14 protein-coding genes are annotated in these 19,118 nt (G+C 74.0%); 8 read left to right on the forward strand and 6 right to left on the reverse strand.

The features are described from left to right. Positions 1-2,457, forward strand: a 2,457-nt coding sequence (gene pepN, locus E1291_RS20760) for an aminopeptidase N (protein ID WP_131739502.1), incomplete at its 5' end; no start/stop codon positions are given. A 94-nt stretch (positions 2,458-2,551) separates the two neighbouring features. Then, positions 2,552-3,550 carry a hypothetical protein gene (locus E1291_RS20765; protein WP_131739503.1) on the forward strand — a complete coding sequence of 333 codons (999 nt, stop codon included), beginning with the start codon at positions 2,552-2,554 and terminating at the stop codon, positions 3,548-3,550. A 25-nt stretch (positions 3,551-3,575) separates the two neighbouring features. Here the strand turns inward: E1291_RS20765 and malQ are convergent, their stop codons facing one another. Together malQ and E1291_RS20775 are read right to left on the reverse strand one after the other, a co-directional pair. Beyond that, positions 3,576-5,660 (reverse strand): 4-alpha-glucanotransferase, encoded by a 2,085-nt coding sequence (gene malQ, locus E1291_RS20770; RefSeq protein WP_131739504.1) that lies wholly within the window; start codon positions 5,658-5,660, stop codon positions 3,576-3,578. 52 nt (positions 5,661-5,712) lie between these two features. Next, positions 5,713-7,104 carry an amidase gene (locus E1291_RS20775; protein ID WP_207400846.1) on the reverse strand — a complete coding sequence of 464 codons (1,392 nt, stop codon included), beginning with the start codon at positions 7,102-7,104 and terminating at the stop codon, positions 5,713-5,715. Positions 7,105-7,347: 243 nt separating this feature from the next. Between E1291_RS20775 and E1291_RS20780 the strand changes: the two genes are divergently transcribed. The 3 genes from E1291_RS20780 to E1291_RS20790 all read left to right on the forward strand — a co-directional run bounded on the left by E1291_RS20780 (position 7,348) and on the right by E1291_RS20790 (position 11,509). Beyond that, on the forward strand, positions 7,348-8,190 hold the full coding sequence (locus tag E1291_RS20780) for a nuclease-related domain-containing protein (RefSeq protein ID WP_131739505.1): 843 nt from the start codon (positions 7,348-7,350) through the stop codon (positions 8,188-8,190). 1,005 nt (positions 8,191-9,195) lie between these two features. Next, positions 9,196-11,049 carry a dihydroxy-acid dehydratase gene (gene ilvD, locus E1291_RS20785; RefSeq protein WP_131739506.1) on the forward strand — a complete coding sequence of 618 codons (1,854 nt, stop codon included), beginning with the start codon at positions 9,196-9,198 and terminating at the stop codon, positions 11,047-11,049. Between the two features lie 109 nt (positions 11,050-11,158). Next, positions 11,159-11,509, forward strand: coding sequence for a DUF1330 domain-containing protein (locus E1291_RS20790; RefSeq protein WP_131739507.1), 351 nt, complete (start codon positions 11,159-11,161; stop codon positions 11,507-11,509). 9 nt (positions 11,510-11,518) lie between these two features. On the opposite strand, the gene E1291_RS20795 is transcribed toward E1291_RS20790, so the two are convergent. Both E1291_RS20795 and E1291_RS20800 read right to left on the reverse strand, forming a co-directional pair. Further along, entirely contained in the window at positions 11,519-11,734 is a 216-nt protein-coding gene (locus tag E1291_RS20795; protein ID WP_131739508.1) for an FmdB family zinc ribbon protein, read from the reverse strand. Positions 11,735-11,749: 15 nt separating this feature from the next. Further along, positions 11,750-12,259, reverse strand: coding sequence for an HNH endonuclease (locus E1291_RS20800; protein ID WP_131739509.1), 510 nt, complete (start codon positions 12,257-12,259; stop codon positions 11,750-11,752). 319 nt (positions 12,260-12,578) lie between these two features. Between E1291_RS20800 and E1291_RS20805 the strand changes: the two genes are divergently transcribed. Then, complete coding sequence (locus E1291_RS20805) at positions 12,579-14,693, forward strand: prolyl oligopeptidase family serine peptidase (RefSeq protein WP_131739510.1); 2,115 nt, start codon at positions 12,579-12,581, stop codon at positions 14,691-14,693. A gap of 34 nt (positions 14,694-14,727) precedes the next feature. After that, on the forward strand, positions 14,728-15,570 hold the full coding sequence (locus E1291_RS20810) for a methyltransferase domain-containing protein (RefSeq protein WP_242614272.1): 843 nt from the start codon (positions 14,728-14,730) through the stop codon (positions 15,568-15,570). Positions 15,571-15,771: 201 nt separating this feature from the next. Here the strand turns inward: E1291_RS20810 and E1291_RS20815 are convergent, their stop codons facing one another. Together E1291_RS20815 and E1291_RS20820 are read right to left on the reverse strand one after the other, a co-directional pair. Continuing rightward, positions 15,772-16,395: a GNAT family N-acetyltransferase gene (locus E1291_RS20815; RefSeq protein WP_131739511.1), complete on the reverse strand. Its 624-nt coding sequence runs from the start codon at positions 16,393-16,395 to the stop codon at positions 15,772-15,774. A gap of 6 nt (positions 16,396-16,401) precedes the next feature. Next, the gene (locus tag E1291_RS20820; protein ID WP_131739512.1) at positions 16,402-17,970 is read right to left on the reverse strand and encodes an NsdA family TPR-like regulatory protein; all 1,569 of its coding nucleotides are present in this window, start codon (positions 17,968-17,970) and stop codon (positions 16,402-16,404) included. Between the two features lie 501 nt (positions 17,971-18,471). Between E1291_RS20820 and E1291_RS20825 the strand changes: the two genes are divergently transcribed. Then, on the forward strand, positions 18,472-18,888 hold the full coding sequence (locus E1291_RS20825; RefSeq protein ID WP_242614273.1) for a hypothetical protein: 417 nt from the start codon (positions 18,472-18,474) through the stop codon (positions 18,886-18,888). Positions 18,889-19,118 lie beyond the last annotated feature (230 nt).

Below are 19,118 nucleotides of genomic sequence, written 5' to 3' on the forward strand. Positions count from 1 at the left end.
GACCTCACGACGGGTGAGGACCGGTTCGGTTCCACCACCGTGGTCAGGTTCGGCAGCGCCGAGGCCGGGGCCTCGACGTTCGTCGAGCTGCACGGCGCCGTGGTCCGGGAGGTGACGCTGAACGGCGCCGCCCTCGATCCCGCGTCCTACGACGCCGAGAAGGGACGGCTCCCGGTGCCCGGCCTCGCGGCCGACAACGAGCTCCGCGTCGTCGCCGACGTCGCCTACTCCCGGTCCGGCGAGGGCCTGCACCGGTTCGTGGACCCGGTCGACGGGAGCGTGTACCTGTACACGCAGTTCGAGACCGCCGACGCGCACCGCATGTACACCTGCTTCGACCAGCCCGACCTGAAGGCCGCCTTCGAACTGGCCGTGCGCGCGCCGGACGACTGGGAGGTCGTCACGAACGAGGCCGCCTCCTCCCGGGAGGACGGGACGTGGCGCTTCCCGCCCACCCCGGAGATCTCCACCTACATCACCGCGCTGGTCGCCGGGCCCTACCACGTCGTCCGGGACGAGTACCGCCGCGCCGACGGCACCACGATCCCGCTCGGCGTGTACTGCCGCGGGTCCCTCTCCGAGCACCTCGACGCCGACGCCATCATCGACGTCACGCGGCAGGGCTTCGCGTACTTCGAGGAGGTCTTCGGCCGGCCGTACCCGTTCGCCAAGTACGACCAGCTGTTCGTGCCGGAGTTCAACGCGGGCGCCATGGAGAACGCGGGCTGCGTGACGTTCCTGGAGGACTACGTCTTCCGGTCCCGCGTCACCGACGCCGCCTACGAGCGCCGCGCCGAGACGATCCTGCACGAGATGGCGCACATGTGGTTCGGCGACCTGGTCACCATGCGCTGGTGGGACGACCTGTGGCTGAACGAGTCGTTCGCGACGTACATGAGCGTCCTGTGCATGTCGGAGGCCACCAAGTGGACCGGCGCGTGGACGACGTTCGCCAACGTCGAGAAGGCGTGGGCGTACCGGCAGGACCAGCTGCCCTCCACCCACCCGATCTCCGCCGACATCCCCGACATCCGCGCGGTGGAGGTGAACTTCGACGGCATCACCTACGCCAAGGGCGCCAGCGTCCTGAAGCAGCTGGTCGCCTACGTCGGCCGGGACAACTTCCTTGAGGGCGTGCGCCGGTACTTCGAGCGGCACGCGTGGGGCAACACCGTCCTGACCGACCTGCTGGGGTCGCTGGAGGAGACGTCCGGCCGCGACCTGGCCGCCTGGTCCAAGGAGTGGCTGGAGACCGCCGAGGTCAACACCGTGCGCCCGCGGTACGAGGTCGACGCCGACGGGAACTTCTCGTCCTTCGCCGTCCTGCAGGAGGCCAAGCCCGACTACCCGACGCTGCGCTCGCACCGTCTCGCGATCGGGCTCTACGACCGGACGGACGAGGGACTCGTCCGCCGCGAGCGCGTCGAGCTGGACGTCGTCGGCGCCCGCACCGAGGTCCCCGAGCTCATCGGGAAGAAGCGCCCCGACCTGGTCCTGGTCAACGACGACGACCTCACCTACGCCAAGATCCGGCTGGACGAGCACTCGCTGCGGACCCTGGTCGAGGGGATCGGCGACATCAAGGAGAGCCTGCCGCGCGCGCTGTGCTGGTCGGCGGCGTGGGACATGACCCGCGACGCCGAGATGGCCACGCGCGACTACATCCGGCTCGTGGTGCGCGGCATCCGCGGCGTCACCGACATCTCGGTCACCCAGACGCTGCTGCGGCAGGCCCGCACCGCCGTCCACCAGTACGCCGACCCGGCGTGGCGGGAGGAGGGCCTCGCGCTGATGGCCGACACGCTGGCGGACCTGGCCCGCGGCGCCGAGCCGGGGTCGGACTTCCAGCTCGCCTACGTACAGGCGTTCACCGCCTCCGCCGTCTCCGCCGAGCACCTGGACTTCGTCCGGGGCCTGCTCGACGGGTCGCGGACGCTGGAGGGGCTCACCGTCGACACCGAGCTGCGCTGGGCGCTGCTGCGCCGCCTGGTCGTCACCGGGCGCGCGGACGAGGCCGAGATCGAGGCCGAGCACGAGCGCGACCGCACCGCCGCGGGCGAGCGGCACGCCGCCGCCTGCACCGCCGCGCTCCCGTCCACCGAGGCCAAGGCCGCGGCGTGGGAGCGGATCGTGTCCGGCAAGCTGCCCAACGCGGTGTTCCGCGCGACGCTCGGCGGGTTCGTGGAGCCCGACCAGGCCGGCCTCCTCGCCCCGTACGCGGAGCGGTACTTCACCGAGGTCGGGCGGCTCTGGAAGGAGTGGAGCAGCGACATGGCGCAGACGTTCGCCGAGGTCGCCTACCCGTTCCTGGTGATCGAGCAGTCCACGATCGACCGCACGGAGTCCTACATCACCGAGCAGAAGCCGCCCGCGGCCCTGCTCAGGCTCCTGTCGGAGGGCCGCGACGGCGTGGCGCGCGCGCTCCGCGCCCGCGCCAAGGACCGTTCGGCCGGCTGAGCGACGATCGCCCCCGTGGCCACGTGACCGTCTCCGGACATCGCCGTCCACGAGCGAATCGCATGGTCACGGGGTGGACATGTAAAGGTGGGGCGTGGAGACAGCAGGGGACGTACTGACCGCACTGGCCCGCCGGCACGCCTACGGCGATCTGGAGGCCCTCATCACCGAGGGCACGCTCGCCGCCGACGGCCGCTCCAGCGCCGTGGCGGCCCTGTGCGCGTTCGGGCAGCGCATCCTCGATCTGGACGCCGAGGACTTCGGCATGCCCGAGGCGGCCGGGGAGGTCCCGCGCGACCTGCTCGACCGGGCCCGCGCCAGCCGGATGCCGCAGGCGCCGCGGGAGCGGCCGCGCGGCGCCCTGGCCAGCCTGCGCCCGGCGTACGCGCTGCTGCTGGAGGTCATCGCGATCCGCTGGCGCCGCCGCGACATGGCCGCGCTCGTCGCCGCGGTGCACATCGCCGGCGAGTACCTGCCGATGCTCGCCTGGGAGCCCGTGCTCGGCCACGCCGGCGACCCGGCGCTGATCGGCGCGGCCGTGAACGGCGCGGGCAGCCGCTTCGGCGTGCCCGTCGAGCCGGGCGCGCCGCGCGCCTGCGACCACACCCGGCCCGAGCGCTCGGCCTGCGAGCGGACGCTGCGGGTCGCCAAGGAGCCGCCCCCGGGCTGGCGCGCCTACCTCGACCGGCAGCACAGCCAGGTCGCCTCGGCGCTCGGCGACTGCGCGGCCCGCTGCCGGACGCCGTGCACGGTGATGACGCGGCTGGACGGCGGCGTCCGCGCCGCGCTGACCGAGCGCTGCAAGCTGGCCGCCGAGTTCACCGAGAGCGCCCTGGTCCGGCTCCGGCACGCGGCGCCCGTCGGGCACGGCTTCGGGGTCCCCTCCCCCGAGGAGGTCCAGGCGGCCTGGGCCCGCGCCCGCAAGTCCCTGATGCACCAGCCCCTCGGCCTGGCCGCCCTGGACGGCACGGAGGACGACCCCTATCCGCTGCCGGGCCTGCCCGCGCTGTTCACCGCGATCGCGGCCGTGCGGATCGTCCCCGACACGCTGCTACACGACGTGACCGTCCGCATCACCAAGACGCTCGGCTGATCCGGCCCCGCGGCGAGGCCGCCGTTCACCGGCCCAGGTTCAGCCTCCGGCCCGGAAGGTCGTCGAGCAGGACGGCGCGGCCCTCCGCGTCGGCCAGCGGGACCCGCCAGTTCGGGTACTCGTCGACGGTCCCCGGCTGGTTCTGGGTCCGGCGCTCGCCCACCGCGTCGGCCAGCGCGATGCCGGCGAGCCGGGCCGGGGTGCGGCCGAGGAAGGCGTGCAGCGCCGACACGACCGCCGCGTCGAAGGCCGGCGAGCCGTCGGCGAGCGCCGCCAGCACCTCCTCGGGGCCGGCGGCCAGCAGGCCCTCGGCGTGCAGCAGCGCCAGCCAGCCGGCGAGCCGCCGCCGGTGCTCGGCGGCCTGCTCGGCGGCCGGGCCGGTCAGCAGGCCGAGGCGCTCGCGCAGCGCGATGTGGTCGCCGTGCAGGAACCCGGTGATGGGCGGCATGTCGTGGGTGCCGACCGTGGCCAGGGACAGTTCCCGCCACTCCCCCGGCGGCTTCGGACGCCCCTCGGCGTCGTGCTCGAACCACAGCAGGGACGTGCCGAGCACGCCCCGCTCGGCGAGTCCGGCCCGCACCTCCGGCTCCACGGTGCCGAGGTCCTCGCCGACGACCACGGCCCCCGCGCGCTCCGCCTCCCAGATCAGGCAGCCCAGCAGGGCGTCACGGTCGTACCCGACGTAGGTCCCCTCGGCGGGCGAGCCGCCCTCGGGCACCCACCAGAGCCGCGACACCTGCATGGCGTGGTCCAGGCGCAGGCCGCCGCCGTGCCGGAGCGTCGCGGCCAGCATCTCCCGGAACGGCGCGTAGGCGGCGCCCGCGAGACGGTCGGGCCGCCACGGCGGCTGGCCCCAGTCCTGGCCGAGCTGGTTGAACTCGTCCGGCGGCGCCCCGACGCTCATGCCGGGCGCCATCAGGTCCCGGTAGATCCAGGAGTCGGCGCCGCCGTGGGCGACGCCCACCGCGAGGTCGTGGACGACGCCGACCGGCATCCCCGCCTCCCGCGCCGCGCGCTGCGCCGCGCCGAGCTGCCCGTCCAGGCGCCACTGCAGCCAGGCGTGCAGGTCCACGCGGGACGCCAGCCGCCGCGCCGCGTCCGCCACCGCCGGGCTTCCCGCCTCGCGCAGCGGGGCCGGCCAGCGCCGCCAGTCGGCGCCGTGCTCCTCGCTGATCGCGCACCAGGTCGCGTACGCGGTGAGCGCCTTCCCCTCGCGGGCGCGGAACTCCTCGAACTCCCGACGCTCCCGGTCCGAGAGCGGTACCCGGTGGAGCAGCTCCAGCGCCTCCAGCTTCGCCGCCCACACCGCGTCCCTGTCGATCAGGGCGTCCGCGCGGGGCGCGGCGACCCCGTGCGGGGGGACGCGCAGCGGCGCGGCCAGGGCGGCGACGCGCTCGCGGCCTGCCGCGGACAGCGCCGCGTACTCCGGCAGGTCCTCGACCCGCAGGTAGATCGGCGCGGCGAAGCGGCGGCTCATCGGCGAGTAGGGGGACGGCCCGATCGGCGGCACGGCCTCCGTCGCGTGCAGCGGGTTGACCAGCGTGAAACCGGCGCCCGGCCCGCGGGCGCTCCACACCGCGAAGTCGGCGAGGTCGCGCAGGTCGCCCATCCCCCACGACCCGCCCGAGCGCAGCGAGTAGAGCTGGACGGTGAATCCCCACGCCCGCTCCGGGCGCCGCAGCGCTGCCGGGGCGAGCAGCAGCGGCGCGCTCTCGTACCGGTCGCCCTGCCGGTCGTGTGCCCGGGCGCGCAGGCGGTGCCAGCCGCACGGGACGTCCGGCGGCAGCCCCGCGGCGAGCCCGCCGGGCAGTGCCACGACCTCGCCCGAGTCCAGCGCGACGCTCAGCTCGGCCGGCCCGTCCGGCACCTCCGGCGGGGACGCCGCCGCGCCTCGGCGCAGGACGACGACGGGGGGCAGCAGCGGGCCGGGCCCGGCCCGCCGTTCCAGCGCGGACCGGACGGCGGCGGGGCCCGACGCGTCCACGCCGAGCGCCGCCAGGACCGCCACCAGCGTCTCGCGCGGAACGTCCACCTCCCGGCCCCGCCAGTCGGCGTACCGCGTCGCGACCCGGTGCAGGCGTGCCAGCGTGATCAGTTCGTCCTCGGCCACGCCCGCACCCATGCCCCCTCTCGGCCGGGGCAAGCCGGGCCGGACGAAGCCGTCAGGCCGTCCAGAGGGCGGGCCTGCGGCCGATCCAGGGCCGGGCCTCCTCCAGCTGCGCCGACAGCGACAGCAGCGTGCCCTCGCCGCCGAGCCGCCCGGCGAGCATGATCCCGATGGGCAGGCCGTCGCCGGTCCAGTGCAGCGGCACGGTGACGGCGGGCTGGCCGGAGACGTTGTAGGCGGCGCAGAACGGCGTGAAGTTCTTCTGGCGCTCGAAGTTCTCGGCGGGCTCCTGGTCGTGGAAGTACCCGACGGGCACGGGCGGCTGCGCCAGCGTCGGATGCAGGATGGCATCGAACTCGTCCATCACCGGGAACGCGGCGCGCAGCGCGGCCTGCAACGCGGCGTGCGCCTGGAACAGGCTCCGCGCCGATGTCGCGCGGCCCCGCTCCCGCAGCCATCGCGTCAGCGGCTGGAGATGCTGCTCCTGATCCTCTGGGACGGGCGTGAGGGTCGCCATCACGCCCCAGAGCAACTCGAAGTGCGGAACCATCGCCGGACCGAGCACGGGCGGCAGCTCCACGACCTCGTGGCCCAGTTCCTCCAGCAGCTCGGACGCCTCCTCGTAGGCGGCGACGCAGTCGGGGTGCACCGGCGCGCCCGGCACGGCGGGCTCGCGGCTGCGCGCGATCCGCAGCCGTCCCGGTGGCCGCTCCGCGTGCGACAGGAACGTCCCCTCGACGGGCGGCGCCGCGTACAGGTCGCCCGGCATGGGGCCCGCCATCACGTCCAGCAGCAACGCCGCGTCCCGCACGCTCCGGGTGATGGGCCCGTTGGTGGACAGCCCGAACAGGTCGCCGTTGAGCGGCCCCTGGGAGATCCGCCCCCGGGTCGGCTTGAGCCCGAACAGCCCGCACACGCTGCTCGGGATGCGGATCGAACCGCCGCCGTCGCTTCCCTGCGCCGCCGGCGCCAGCCCGGCGGCCACCGCCGCGGCCGCGCCGCCGCTGGACCCGCCCGCCGACCGGGAGAGGTCCCACGGCGTGCGGGCGGGGGGCGCGACGCCGCTTTCGGTATAACAGGGCAGGCCGAATTCGGGGGTCGCGGTCTTACCCAGGAGGACAGACCCCGCTTGCCTCAGCAGGGTCACGACACTGTCGTCCGCGAAACCGGTCAAATCACCAAAAACAGTCGAACCATAAGTGACCCGGACGCCGTTCACCATGTTGAGGTCCTTGACCGGCAGCGGAACGCCGTGCAGCGGCGGCAGATCCGCCCGATCCCGCGCCTCGTGGACCGCCTTGGCCGCGCGGGCGGCCTCCTCGCGGGCCCGCTCCGCGGTCACCGTCACATAGGCCCCGACCTGCGGGTTCAGCCGTTCGATACGATCAAGGTAATGGTCGGTCAGCTCGACCGGCGACACGTCGCCGACGCGGACGGCCGCGGCCATCGCCGTCAGGCCGAGGTCATGGGGAACCACAGGGGCGTTCGTCACGACCGGAACGCTAGACGCCGGCCGGGCGGGCATCAAAGATGGCACGTAGCACCACCGTACCCGTCCGCGGCGTCAGAGAATCACCTACCGTCGGCGACAAAAGTATTAACCCGGCATGACTAGTCGCCAACCGTCGCGGTGATTACTCTGCGCTCGGAGGATCATGCCCCCGATGTGAAAGGAACACGGAGCGTCACCATGTCGATCATGGAGCGGGGCAACACGCAGGACGCCCGAGGCCAGCCCGGAGGCGAGCCGGAGGAACCGCGTGGGCCCCAGCACGAGTCAGCGGTGCACGAGAGCCCGGTGAACCTGGCGAAGGAGGCGCCCGAAGAGGAGCGCACGCTCGCGACGACGCTCGCCGACCCGCGGGTGCGCCAATGGCTGCGCCGGCTCGGCGTCGCCCTGGCCGCCGGGGCGGTGCTGTCGCTCGCCGGCGTCCGCATCGGCATCAGCGCGGCGATCCTGGTGGTCATCGTCGACACCGTCCGCACCTCGCGGAAGACCTCCAGCGTCACCGCCTGGCAGAAGTCCTCGGCCGCCGAGCGGCGCACCGAGCGGCAGCTGAAGTCCCTCCAGCGCAACGGGTACCTCGTGCTGCACGCACGCGCCGTGCCCCGCGACGACGAGGGCGTCAGCGACGGGCGGATCGACCACCTGGTGATCGGGCCGAGCGGCGTCTACGCCATCGACTCCGAGAACTGGGACAAGCGCCTGCCGGTGCGCACCATGTCCCACCTCAAGCTCTTCCACGGCCCCTTCAACAAGAAGGACCGCCTCGACGAGGCGCGCTGGGAGGCCGAGCAGGCCAGCAAGATCATCGGTGGCCAGGTCGGCTTCGAGGTACCGGTGCAGCCCTCGGTGGCCATCTACGGGCCGGCCATCCCGTGGAAGGTCATGCGAGTCCGGGACGTGGACGTCTTCGCGGGCAACCGGGCCCGCGCCTACCTCCGCCGCCGGCCGAAGATCCTCACCGAGACCGACGTCCAGCGGATCTTCCAGGCGGCCGAGGAGGCGCTGCCGCCGAAGTACCCCGACTGAAACCCCCGCGGGCGGCCCGCACCCCTGGGGCCGCCCCGCCGGCACACACCCCCCGCGCCCCGGCTAACCATGCCGGGGCCCCACACCCCACCCCACAACGATCACCCCGCGCCCCCAGACCCACACACCGACGCGGCTAATCGGACGACCAGGCTCACCGACATTGGGCCCCGCCGCCCGAACACACCACCCGCCGGCGCTCAGCCACCACGAACACGCCGCGCCCCGGGCCCAACCACCCGCATGGCGACACGAACCACCGGGCCGAACCCACGCAGAGCCCGCGCCACGCACCACGGTGATCACGCCGCCCCCAAGGCCCACGTTCCGACGCGGCTAATCGGACGACCGGGCCGACCCATACTGGGCCCGCCGTCCGAACACACCACCCCCCGGCGCCCCGAGCCACCGAGATCACGCCGTGCCCCAGGGCCGACCACCGGCATGGCGACTTGGACCGCCGGGCCGTGCGCCGCGCGCCATGATGATCACGCCGTGCCCTCAGGCCCACGTGCCGACGCGGCGGCCCGGACGGCGACCAGGTCTACGCAGGCTGGGCCCGGTCGGGCGAGCGCTCCACCTTGGCGGCGTCCCCGGTCGCCGAGATCGTGCCGCGGCCTGAGGTGGGTGGGGTGGGGGCGGTTGATGGGGTTATCGGGGCCGTTCGCGTTGGGGCTCTGATGGCTGTGCCGGGGGACGTCGGCGTTTCCTGTCACGATCAGGGCGCTTGGGGGCCCTGCTCCGGCGGTGGGTGCGATCGGGCCGGTGGGCGGCGGCGCGGCGGTGAGGGGGCGGGCGGCGGAATCCGCGGGGGGTTCGCGGGCGTTGGTAGCATCGAACGACACGGCCGTCCCAGGCGCGATCTCCGCCGGGCCGGCGGCAGCGCCGCGAACCGCCGCTGCCCGCGCTTCCGCACCGCGACCCGCGCCGAGACCGCCCCGCCCGACCGGCGCGGCGGGTCGTACGATCGGTGTCACGGCACGTCACAGGTTGGAGAGGTCACAGATGCCCCCGCTCAGGTCACGCACGGTCACGCACGGCAGGAACATGGCGGGCGCCCGCGCGCTCATGCGGGCCAGCGGCGTCGAACGCGAGGACTTCGGCAAGCCGATCGTCGCCGTGGCCAACAGCTTCACCCAGTTCGTGCCCGGCCACGTCCACCTGGACGCCGTCGGCAAGGTCGTCGCCGGCGCGGTCCGCGAGGCCGGCGGCGTGCCCCGCGAGTTCAACACCATCGCCGTGGACGACGGCATCGCCATGGGCCACGAGGGGATGCTGTACTCGCTGCCGTCCCGCGAGGTCATCGCCGACGCCATCGAGTACATGGTCAACGCGCACTGCGCCGACGCCCTCGTCTGCGTGTCCAACTGCGACAAGATCACGCCCGGGATGATGCTGGCGGCGCTGCGGCTCAACATCCCGACCGTGTTCGTCTCCGGCGGCCCGATGGAGGCCGGCAAGCCCGTCGAGGGCGTCATGGGCGGCCACAAGCTCGACCTGATCGACCCGATCATCGCCTCCGCGGACGGCTCCGTCGCCGACGAGACGCTCCTCGCCATGGAGGAGAGCGCCTGCCCGACCTGCGGTTCCTGCTCGGGCATGTTCACCGCCAACTCCATGAACTGCCTCACCGAGGCCATCGGCCTGGCGCTGCCCGGCAACGGCACCGTCCTGGCCACCCACACCGCCCGGCGGCGGCTGTACGAGGACGCCGGCCGCACCGTCGTGGAGATCGCCCACCGCTACTACGACGGCGACGACGAGTCCGTCCTGCCGCTGAACATCGCCACCCGCGACGCGTTCGAGAACGCCATGGTCCTGGACGTGGCCATGGGCGGCTCCACCAACACGATCCTGCACCTGCTGGCCGCCGCCTACGAGGGCGGCGTGGACTTCGGGCTGGAGGAGATCGACGCGCTGTCCCGCCGCGTCCCGTGCATCTGCAAGCTGGCCCCGGCCACCGCCCGCTACCACGTCGAGGACTGCCACCGCGCCGGCGGCGTCCCCGCCCTGCTGGGCGAGCTGAACCGGGCCGGGCTGCTGCACCGCTCCGCCCACTCGATCCACTCCGCGTCCCTTACCGAGTTCCTCGACAAGTGGGACGTGCGCTCCCCCGGCGTGCTCCCCGAGGCCGTGGAACTGTTCCACGCCGCGCCCGGCGGCGTGCGCAGCACCTCGGCGTTCAGCCAGAGCGCCCGCTGGGAGGACCTCGACCTCGACCGCGCCGAGGGCTGCATCCGCGACGTCGAGCACGCCTACACCGCCGACGGCGGCCTCGCCGTCCTGCGCGGCAACATCGCCCCCGACGGCTCGATCGTGAAGACCGCCGGCGTGGACGAGGAGCTGTGGACCTTCACCGGCCCCGCGGTCGTGTTCGAGAGCCAGGACGACGCCGTCGAGGGCATCCTCGGCGGCCGGGTCACGGCCGGCGACGTCGTCGTGATCCGCTACGAGGGCCCGAAGGGCGGCCCCGGGATGCAGGAGATGCTGTACCCGACGAGCTTCCTCAAGGGCCGCGGGCTCGGCAAGGACTGCGCGCTGATCACCGACGGCCGCTTCTCCGGCGGGACGAGCGGGCTGTCGATCGGGCACGCCTCCCCCGAGGCCGCGGGCGGCGGCGTCATCGCCCTCGTCCAGGACGGCGACCGCATCGTGATCGACATCCCGAACCGGGTGCTGGAGCTGGACGTGCCCGCCGACGAACTGGAGATCCGACGCGAGAAGCTGCTGGCCGACCTCGGCGGCTACCGGCCGCGCGACCGCCACCGCCCGGTCAGCGCCGCCCTGCGCGCCTACGCCGCGATGGCCACCTCCGCCTCCACCGGAGCCGCCCGCGACGTCTCCCAGCTGGAGCGCTGAGCACTACCCGCGAGGTAATCGCCCGCACTCCCCTGGCAGGGCAGAGTGGTGGACGTCAGCCCGGGACCACCGATCCGGTGGTCCCGGCACCACCTCTCAGGAGCTCCCAATGCCCGCTTACGCCTTCGCCCACCTGTTCCCCCGGCCGCCCATCCACGACGACGTCTTCGTCTACATGGAGCGCATCCAGGACACCCTGGACCCGTTCGGGGGCCACTTCATCGTCCACGGCGGCACCCACGAAGTGGTCGAAGGGCCGTGGGAGGGCGCCGTCGTGCTGATCGAGTTCCCGGACATGGACCGCGCCCGCGCCTGGTACGCGTCGGACGCCTACCGGGAGATCCTGCACCTGCGCGCCGACAACATGGAGGGCCCCGTCCTCCTGCTGGAGGGCGTCTCCCGCGACCACGACTCGGCCGCCATGGCCGCGGCGATGCGAGCCGCGCAGAACGACGCGTGAGAACGGCGGTCAGCCGCAGCAGCCCCCGCCGCAGCAGCCGCCGCCGGACGGCGGAGGGGCCGGCGAGCCGGCGCGGGCGGACCCGGTGACGGCGACCGTCGACAGCAGCTTCACCGTGTCGTCATGGCCGTCCGGGCAGGGCGCCGGATCCGAGGCGTTGATCATCGGGCGGGAGACCTCGAAGGTCGACCCGCAGGCGCGGCAGCGGTAGTCATAGCGTGGCACGCGCCCAGGATACGGTCAGGCGGCCGGTTCCGACACGTACGCGGCCCACTGAGGGTCGCCGTCGTGGACGAGCCCGATCAGCCGCCAGTGCGCGCCGCGCGGCACGCCGGGGGTGATGGTGAGCGTCCAGCCGATCTCCTCCAGGAGCCGGTCGGCCTTGCGGTGGTTGCACGTCATGCAGGAGGCCACGCAGTTCTCCCACACGTGCTTGCCGCCGCGGCTGCGCGGGTGGACGTGGTCGATGGTCTCGGCGCGGCGGCCGCAGTAGACGCACCGGAAGTTGTCGCGCCGCATGAGCGCCGCCCGGGTCAGCGGCACCCGGGTCCGGAACGGGATCCGGACGTAGCGGCGCAGCCGGATCACCGAGGGGACGTCGATCTGCATCGTCGCCGAGTGGAGCACGGCGCCGGAGGTGTCGTGATGGACGATCTCCGCCTTCTCGCGGAGCACGAGGCAGACGGCCCGCCGCAGCGGGAGCGTCGTGAGTGGTTCGTACGTCGCGTTGAGGAGGAGGACCTGTCGCATCAGACGCCCTCCGCCGGGCAGTGCCGTCCGATGGCCTCGGCGGGCGCGGCTGAGCGCGCCTCCCACCGAGGCCCGATTATCGCTTCCGGTACCTGCGCACTCGCCATGAGGTCCTCCTCAGGGGCGAACCGACTGGAATCAGTGTGGCCTCTGAGGAGCCCGTCCGCTACCCCAATAATCCCCATCCGCGTGCCTGATCGAACGCAAAAACACGCCTCGGGCCTGCCAAACCCGCCGCGGGGACGGCCGTCCGTGCCCCCGGCGGCCCCGGCGGACTCGCCGGAGCGGATGGTCCGCAACGGCCAATACAGTGCAGGACATGACCGGAACGTCTTATCCTTCCGCCCCGCGCCAGGACATCGTCGACGAGATCCACGGCCACCGGGTCGCCGATCCGTACCGCTGGCTGGAGGATCCCGGCAGCACCGAGACCAAGGCCTGGCTCGCCGCGCAGGACGAGCTCTTCACCAAGGCCGCGGACGCCCTGCCGGGGCGTGAGCGGCTGCGGGAGCGGCTCGCCGAACTGCTCGGAGCCGGCAGCGTCGGCGCGCCCGTCTGGCGGGGTGAGCGGCGGTTCTTCACCCGGCGGACGGCCGAGCAGGAGCATCCGGTGCTCTACACCGCCGACCCGGACGGCACGGAACGCGCCCTGGTCGACCCGATGGCGCTGGATCCGGACGGCACCACCACCCTTGACGGATGGCAGCCCGACAAGGAGGGCCGCCTCCTGGCGTACAAGGTCTCGACAGGAGGCGACGAGGAGTCCCTGCTGTACGTCATGGACGTCGCCACGGGCGAGCGGGTCGAAGGGCCCATCGACCGGGTCCGCGAGTCGTCCATCGCCTGGCTGCCCGGCGGCGGTGCCTTCTACTACTCCCGCCGCCTCCCCGCGGGCGAGGTGCCGGCGGGCGAGGAGCAGTACCACCGCCGCGTGTACCTGCACCGCCTCGGCACCGACCCGGACACCGCCGACGCCCTGATCTTCGGCGAGGGCAGGGACAAGACCGAGTACTACGGCGTCGGCGTCAGCCGAGACGGGCGCTGGATGACGATCTCGGCGTCCCAGGGCACCGCGCCGCGCAACGACCTGTGGATCGCCGACCTGTCCGCGAGCCCCGCCGAACGGCCCGCGCTGCGCGCCGTCCAGGAGGGCGTGGACGCCGGGACCGGCCTGCACGTGGGCCGGGACGGGCGCGCCTACGTCTTCACCGACCGCGACGCGCCCCGGTCGCGGCTGTGCGTCGCCGACCCGGCCGACCCGTCCTACGAGACGTGGCGGGATCTGGTCCCGGAGGATCCGGAGGCCGTGCTCACCGACTACGCGATCCTGGACGGCGCGCCGCGGCCCGTCCTGCTCGCCGGGTGGACGCGCCACGCGATCAGCGAGATCACCGTGCACGACCTGCGCACCGGGGAGCGGATCGGTACCGTCCCGACGCCGGGACTCGGCACGACCGGCGGCATCGTCGAGCGGCCGGAGGGCGGGCACGAGGCGTGGTTCGGGTACACCGACGCGGTCACCCCGTCCTCGGTCCTGCGCTACGACGCGCGGACGGGTGAGACGACCCCGTGGGCCTCGGCGCCCGGCACGGTCGAGGTGCCCGAGGTCGAGACCCGCCAGGTCGTCTACGCCTCGAAGGACGGCACGCCGGTCCGGATGCTGGTCACGTCCCGGCCGGGGGCCGCCGGCCCGCGCCCGGCGATCCTGTACGGCTACGGCGGCTTCAACATCTCCCTCACCCCCGCCTACTCCGCCGGGATCCTCGCCTGGGTCGAGGCGGGCGGCGTCTACGCCGTCGCGAACCTGCGGGGCGGGTCCGAGGAGGGCGAGCAGTGGCACCGCGCGGGCATGCGCGACCGCAAGCAGAACGTCTTCGACGACTTCCACGCCGCCGCCGAGCGGCTGGTCGCCGACGGGCTCACCACCCCGGCGGCGCTGGGCATCTCCGGGGGCTCGAACGGCGGCCTGCTGGTCGGCGCCGCGCTGACCCAGCGGCCCGATCTCTACCGCGCCGCCGTCTGCTCCGCGCCGCTGCTCGACATGGTCCGCTACGAGCGGTTCGGGCTGGGCCGGACGTGGAACGACGAGTACGGCACGGCCGACGACCCCGAAGAGTTCGGGTGGCTGATCGGGTACTCGCCGTACCACCGCGTCCGGGCCGGGACCGCCTACCCGGCGACCCTGTTCACGACCTTCGGCGCCGACACCCGCGTGGACCCGCTGCACGCCCGCAAGCTGTGCGCGGCGCTCCAGTGGGCGACGGCGTCGGACGCGCCCGTCCTGCTGCGGGACGAGGCGGAGGTCGGGCACGCCGCGCGGTCGGTGAGCCGCTCGGTCGAGCTGACCGCCGACACGCTCGCCTTCCTCGCCGCGCAGACCGGCCTGGACCTCACCGCCCCGGCGGGCTCCGAGCCGGGAAGGGACGGCCGATGAGGGGCACATGGTTGACACGTGGTCTCATAGTGTCGTGACTTCTTCGGCGGCACACGTTCCCACGGCGATGGAGCGGACGCTCGGGCTGCTCGCCGAGCCGCCCGCCGGCCCCGACCCGTCGGCGGGCTACCTCGACCTGCTCGGGCCCGCCGCCGAGCCGTCGCCGTCCCCGGCCCAGTCGGTGATGCGGTCGGCGTTCCTCCCGCGGATCTACGAGAGGGTCTGGCGGCCCGTCGGGTTCAACCTCGCCAAGGGCTGGCCGATCGGCCCCGGCACCGCCGCCGAGCACGCGCTGGCCCGCGAGTGGCTCGGCCTCGGCCGGCCCGGCGCGGCCGGACGGCCCGCGGCGACCGTGCTGGACGTGGCGTGCGGACCGGGGAACGTCACCCGCGCCCTGGCCGCGGGCGTCGCCGAGGACGGCCTGGTCGTCGGCCTGGACGCGTCCCGGACCATGCTCGCCCGCGCCGCCGCCGACACCTTCGGCCCGGCGGACGCCGGGCGGCCCTCCGGCGGCGGCGTCTGCTACCTGCGCGGCGACGCCGCCGGCCTGCCGTTCCGGGACGGGACGTTCGACGCCGTCTGCTGCCTCGGCGCGCTGTACCTGTTCGACGACCCGTGGGCGGCGCTGGACGGCATGACCCGCGTCCTGCGGCCGGGCGGCCGCCTGGTCATCCTCACCTCGCGGCGGCCGGTGGAGCTGGCGCCGGCGCGGATCGGCGGTGCCCTCGTCCGGCGGGCCACCGGGCTGAGGGTGTTCGGCGACCGGGAGGTCACCGACGCCCTGGACGCCCGGGGCCTCACGGACATCGCGCGGCGCCGGTTTCCGCTCATGCAGATGGTCACCGGGCGCCGTCCCGGAAATACGGGCCTGTTTTAGAGCCCCTGGCACCTTGCCGGAAACGGGGGTCGTCCCTCACCATGAACGGCACGCACCCCGGCGGAGCCCGAGCGGCCCCGCCGTGCGCGCGAGGAGACGACCCCCTCCTGGTCTTGGGAAGCGTCCAGGAGGGGGTTCCTTCTCAGTGGGCCTCAGCCGGTCCCGGCCGGTGCCCCTCGCCCGGCCCGGACGCCCCGGCCGTCACCGCAGCGGCTTCTCGATGTAGATGGTGACGATGCCGCCGATCGGCTCGCGACGCGTCTCCGTCCAGCCGAAGCCGCGGTACAGCGCCAGCGCCGGGCCCTGCAGTTCGGTGGTGTCGGCGCGCAGGATCCGGTAGCCGTACTCCCGGGCGCGTTCCTCCAGCGCGGTGACCAGGGCGGTGGCGTACCCGCGGCGCTGGACGGCGGGCCTGACCCGCACCCGGACCATCTCGGCGGCGTCCAGGACGGGCGCGCCCGGCGCGTAGCCCCCGAACGCGCGGGCGTGGCCGCCCGGCACGAGGTCGGCGCGGCGCAGGCCGCCCATGGCCACGATCGCGCCGTCGAGCTCGCCGACGAGGAACTCGCCGTCGTTGCGGAGATAGATGTCCTCCATCCGGAAGAAGTCGTGGTCGTAGTAGACGCCGTCACCGGGCCTCAGCCCCACCTGGGCCAGGCCCTCGCGGTGCAGCGCGAGGATGGTGGCGTGGTCGGCGGCCCGGTACCGCCGCAGCCGCAGGGCCCCGTAGTGCCAGATGGGCGGCTCCTGCTGGAGCCGGACCAGGGCGTGGGCGCCGTGCCCGGCGGGGCGGTCCCCCCGGGGACCGCCGTCGGTCGTTCCCATGACCGGTCAGACCTGTTCGGACGGCGGGACGGACGTGTTGCCGGTGGGACTGGTGACCCAGGGCCCGGCGAGCGCCTCGTAGAAGTCCTTCAGGGCGGGGATGTCGCCGTGCTTGGCCGACACCGCGGCGCCGATCTGGCGGGCCCGGTGGACGAGGATGTCGGAACGGTGGTCGGCGGGCAGGTCGAGGATCGCCTCCCGGCCGGCGGTCAGCGCGGCCTCGGGGTGCCCGGCGTGCAGCCGGCACGTCGCCCGGTCGAGCCGGACGAGCGTGAGGTCGACGCGGTCGGTGGGCGCGTACAGGGTGAGCGCGTGGCTCAGCACCTCGTCGCCGTGCCGGTGGTCGCCGAGGTTGGTGAAGGTGTCGCCCTCGTAGAAGGCCATCTGGCGGTCGGTGAAGCCGAACACCAGGTCGCTGGTGTCGGTCTTGGACAGCTGGTCGAACACCGCCCGGCCGCGGACCAGGGCCCGGCGCGCGCTCGGCGCGGCGTCGCCGCGGCCGCGCAGCGCGAGCATGCCGAGCGCGCGCGCCTCCACGGCGGGCGCCATGGCGGCGGCGACGCCGGGGGTGCGGCCGGCGAGGTCCTGGGCCTTGCGGGCCAGGTGCAGCGCCTCACGGGGGTCGCCGTAGTACATGGGCACCAGCGACTCGCGGACGGTCACCCAGGCGCGCAGCTGCCGGTCGCCGGTCTCGTCGGCGGCGGTCCGCGCGGTGCGGAAGAACGACCGGGCCAGCCGGTGGTCGCCGAGGTTGATCATGATCAGCCCGGACAGCCCGGACAGCTGCGCGGCGATCCGGCACAGCCGCTCCTGGAGCTCGACGGGCTGGCGCTTGTCGCACATGCGCCGCACCTCGCTGAAGTCCAGCAGCACGTCGCACAGCATCCGCAGGGACGGTGTCGCCTGGTACTGGCGGCCGTAGCCGTAGGTCGTCTCCTCCCACTGGTCGAGCATCGTCGGCGAGACGGTCGCGCCGACGAGCGTGTCGTCCATCTTGCGCCGAAGGTTGTCGACCGCCCCAAGGAACTGACCGTCGAGCGCCACGCCCGCTCCGGCCAGCAGTTGCAGAAGGGTCCTACGAAGCACGATGTCCTCCTCTCCCACATCAATGGACAGGGGGCCGTCGGCGCGGTCGGGGCCCCGGAGATCGTTGACGGTGCCCCAGGGACGTTCCTCCGCCCTGGGGATGATGGAGCCGACGAGAGCGACGTCGGGCTCCCGGGCGCCGTGGCGTTCCGGTGCCCGCGGCTGCGGGACCGGGGCGGCGCCCGGACGGTGCGCGTGCCCCCTGCCGCAGATGCAGGGGCTCTGGAACCCGAGGACGTCGGGCTCCACCCGGTAGACGGCGCAGAGGTAGTGCAGGTACTCGGGACCGGGTCGCTTGTACCCGCTCTCGTAGGCCGACAGCAGCGTCTCCCCGAGCCGGGGGGCCGGCTTGCCGTCGACCTCGTAGAGGGCCCTGACCTGCGCGACGATGTCGGACAGCGCGACGCCGTGGGCGAGACGGTGCGACTTCACGCGGCTCGTGCCGAACAAGGGCCCGCACTGCTCGTGGATGTCCTGTGCGATGTCCACGGGGAAGCGCCCCCGGGCCAGTCCGTGCGCGCGAATCCTCCGGGCGACGTCCGTCTCTTTCCGGGGGGCGTCCGACATGCGGTTCCGGCCTCCTCACCGCTGGGCTGAGACGCCGCCGCCGGGGGCGGGGCGGACGTCCGTGCACGGCGACCGGTAACTAGATGGCCACGACAGATAATCTCTCGCGCACGCAGCGTAACCCTCAGGGAAGGGCTGGCCAAGCGGTTCGCGGGAAGTGGGGACCTTGGGACGCGCCCCCGTCCTCCCAGAGTAGAGATTCTTCCCCCGGGGCGGAGGAACCTTCGCCTGAGGTGGGGTAATCCGGTACTTCGCCGGGCCGCCGCCCCTTGACCCACCCCCGCGAGAGTTGCAATTCTCGCCGCGAGTGACGACACGGATCCGCAGAGTCGATCATCCGCCGGTGCGCCGGCGGCGGCCCGCACGCGCCTGCGGGCGGCGGCGAAGCGGTCCTCGGAGCACGACTGATGGAGGGGGTGCGCGGTGGTCAGCGACGGAGGCGTCGGCTACCTCGAGGAGCTGGAGCACGAACTCGATACGCGCGGGCTCGTCGCCCGCGTCGTTCGGACGCGCTCGGGGCCGGCCTTCCTGCGCGTGGTGAACCCCGAGGCCGCGAGCCTCGCGGAGGACGTCACGTGCGCGCCGGCGCCGGAGTCGCCCGACCACTACTTCTGGTGGTCGTGGGGCGAGCTGATGCACCGGGTGGACGATCCGGGCGGCGCCGCGGTGAAGCTGGCCCACGTCCTGCAGCCCCTGCTGCTGGACATGCGCGAGCGCGACCGGCACGAGCGCGACCGGCACGAGGCGCGCGACGGAGGCGGCCGGCGGGACCCGCGTGAGCGGGACCACCGCGACCTCCGCGACCGCGAGCCGTGCGAGCGGAGGGTGGGCCGCTCCTAGAACCGGGCGTGCCCCGCGGAGCCGCGGCCTGAACGGCGCGGCAGCCGCGGACCCCGCGGGGCACGCTCGCCCGGCCGGTCCCTCCCCGGCCCGGCTCCGGGCCGTCCCGCCTCGCGCGGGCGCGAGCCGATCGCCTCCAGTCCCCCTGCGATCCGCACGCGGCGCGCGGGTCCACGACGAGGCGGCCCGGCGTCCGGAGCCGGGGAGGGCCCGTCACGGCCGGCGCGGCA

Source organism: Actinomadura roseirufa (assembly GCF_900659635.1).
GTDB classification, from domain to species: Bacteria; Actinomycetota; Actinomycetes; order Streptosporangiales; family Streptosporangiaceae; genus Spirillospora; species Spirillospora roseirufa.

Coding starts and splice junctions, on each gene's coding strand:
- ilvD (WP_131739506.1), top strand. CDS start 9,196: ATGCCCCCGCTCAGGTCACGCACGGTCACGCACGGCAGGAACATGGCG.
- E1291_RS20790 (WP_131739507.1), top strand. CDS start 11,159: ATGCCCGCTTACGCCTTCGCCCACCTGTTCCCCCGGCCGCCCATCCAC.
- E1291_RS20800 (WP_131739509.1), bottom strand. CDS start 12,259: ATGCGACAGGTCCTCCTCCTCAACGCGACGTACGAACCACTCACGACG.
- E1291_RS20780 (WP_131739505.1), top strand. CDS start 7,348: ATGTCGATCATGGAGCGGGGCAACACGCAGGACGCCCGAGGCCAGCCC.
- E1291_RS20775 (WP_207400846.1), bottom strand. CDS start 7,104: ATGGCCGCGGCCGTCCGCGTCGGCGACGTGTCGCCGGTCGAGCTGACC.
- E1291_RS20815 (WP_131739511.1), bottom strand. CDS start 16,395: ATGGGAACGACCGACGGCGGTCCCCGGGGGGACCGCCCCGCCGGGCAC.
- E1291_RS20805 (WP_131739510.1), top strand. CDS start 12,579: ATGACCGGAACGTCTTATCCTTCCGCCCCGCGCCAGGACATCGTCGAC.